This is a genomic window from Streptomyces sp. FH025, from assembly GCF_017427025.1.
In the GTDB taxonomy this organism is placed as follows: Bacteria; Actinomycetota; Actinomycetes; order Streptomycetales; family Streptomycetaceae; genus Kitasatospora.
Map to the genome: position 1 here is coordinate 1 of NZ_JAFLNG010001095.1, position 1,629 is coordinate 1,629.

Here is a 1,629-nt window from a genome sequence, read left to right on the forward strand (position 1 = left end):
TACCGCCCCGCAACCGACCCGCTCGCGTCCCGCTTCCCCTGGAGCAGTCATGCCCGTGTTCGTCAGACGCCTCGTGCCCGCTGCGGCGCTCGCGCTCGCCGCCCTGTCCGTCGCTCCCGGCGGCGCGTCCGCCGCCGATGGGTCGATCTCGGCCGTCGCCGCCTCGCCAGGCGAGCACCTGGGGCTCACCTGGGCGGTCCTGGAGCAGCGCGGCGGCTCGGTGCACGTCGGGACCGACAGTCTCAGCAACCCGTACCTCGGCGACACCGACCCCGGGACCGAGCTGCCGGTGCTCTGCATCCGGGTCGACGGCCGGCCGGCCCCGGCCGGGATCCCGACCACCGGTTTCCACAGCTGGGCGGGCGGCGAGGTGGCGGCGACGGCGCCGACGGCAGGCTCCGAGCTGACCAGTCGGGACGAGGCGGACGGGCTCTGCGCGGACACCTTCGGCGGCGACTGGCGGATGGCCGAGTTCCACGACGGCGAGGGCTGGTCGTTCTGGGCCACCGGCGCCCTTCCCACCGACACCCGGTTCTGGACGGCCATCGACGACCAGCCGGCCGATCCCTGGAGCTGACCGATCCCTAGAGCTGAGCAGCGCCGTACGCTGGTCCGGGGCGCCCGCGCATGCGTGGCCGCCCCGGACCGGGCCGCCGAGGTCAGCGGGTTCACGCGGGTTCAGTAGATCAGGTAGCCCGGGCGGTGCCCCTCGTCCTCGATCTCCCCGGTGGCCTGGGCCCGCAGCTTGCGGGACAGTTCCTCCAGGGCCCGGGAGGCCGCGACCTCCTCGCCGATCCTGGCGAGCGGGCGGTCCTCCGCGCTCTTCTCGGCCTCGCCGTGCGCGCTCAGGCCCGGTGCCCTGGCGCCCGTCAGCCTGGCGTCGCACGCCGTGTGCACGCCGTCTTCCTCGAAGCTCAGCTCCACGTCCCACTGGTTGTGCATGGCACACCTCCTGGCCCCGACCCCCGTCGCGCCGGTCCGGGCCGGCACGGACGGTGGACCCGTGGCGGCCACTCACACCAGCGTGCGCCTGCCCCACCCGCCGCGGCAAGCGCGGCCGTTGCAGCGGACGGCCGTGGGCGGACGCGGGATGCCGCGGGATGCCCGGCCCCGGACCGGGTGCGTCCCTGTCCCGTCGGTCAGCCGATCGACTGATCGGCTGACCGACGGCGGATCCACCGTGTCCCCGCGTCCGACCGGCTCCGGCCGCCGCCCCGGCGGTACGCTGACGGCAGCGCGCCGCGACCGCCGGCCCCACCCCGGACCCGCCGGCGAGGCGCGGGGCAGCGACAACCTGGTGGTCCCTCCGTGGCGGTCTTCCTCCTCGCTCTCAGCGCGGCCTGCTGTCTGGGACTCGGCTTCGTCCTCCAGCAGCACGCGGCGCAGCGGGCTCCTCGTGCCGACCTGTTGCACTGGCGGCTGCTGCTGGACCTGATGCGGATGCCCCAGTGGCTGCTCGGCACCACCTTCATGGTCAGCGGGCTGATCCTCTCGGCACTCGCGCTGAACCAGGGCGAGGTGTCCCTGGTCGAGCCGCTGCTGGCGACCAATCTGATCTTCGCCATGGCGCTCGCCCGGGTGCTGACCCGTCAGACGCTGGGCCGTTCCGGCTGGGCCGGGGTGCTGCTG

General features: G+C 74.8%; 3 protein-coding genes. 2 read left to right on the plus strand and 1 reads right to left on the minus strand.

All coding sequences use genetic code 11. From position 1 onward, the window contains the following. Positions 1-49: 49 nt before the first annotated feature. Positions 50-577, plus strand: coding sequence for a hypothetical protein (locus J0670_RS37595; protein ID WP_207817263.1), 528 nt, complete (start codon positions 50-52; stop codon positions 575-577). A gap of 101 nt (positions 578-678) precedes the next feature. Here J0670_RS37595 and J0670_RS37600 read toward each other — a convergent pair whose 3' ends face one another. Further along, on the minus strand, positions 679-942 hold the full coding sequence (locus J0670_RS37600; protein ID WP_207817264.1) for a dsRBD fold-containing protein: 264 nt from the start codon (positions 940-942) through the stop codon (positions 679-681). 366 nt (positions 943-1,308) lie between these two features. Between J0670_RS37600 and J0670_RS37605 the strand changes: the two genes are divergently transcribed. Beyond that, positions 1,309-1,629: DMT family transporter (locus tag J0670_RS37605; RefSeq protein ID WP_207817265.1), on the plus strand; the 321-nt coding region annotated here is incomplete at its 3' end.

Bases quoted from the DNA above. Each gene is read 5' to 3' on its own strand.
- J0670_RS37600 (WP_207817264.1), bottom strand. From the start codon at position 942: ATGCACAACCAGTGGGACGTGGAGCTGAGCTTCGAGGAAGACGGCGTG.
- J0670_RS37595 (WP_207817263.1), top strand. From the start codon at position 50: ATGCCCGTGTTCGTCAGACGCCTCGTGCCCGCTGCGGCGCTCGCGCTC.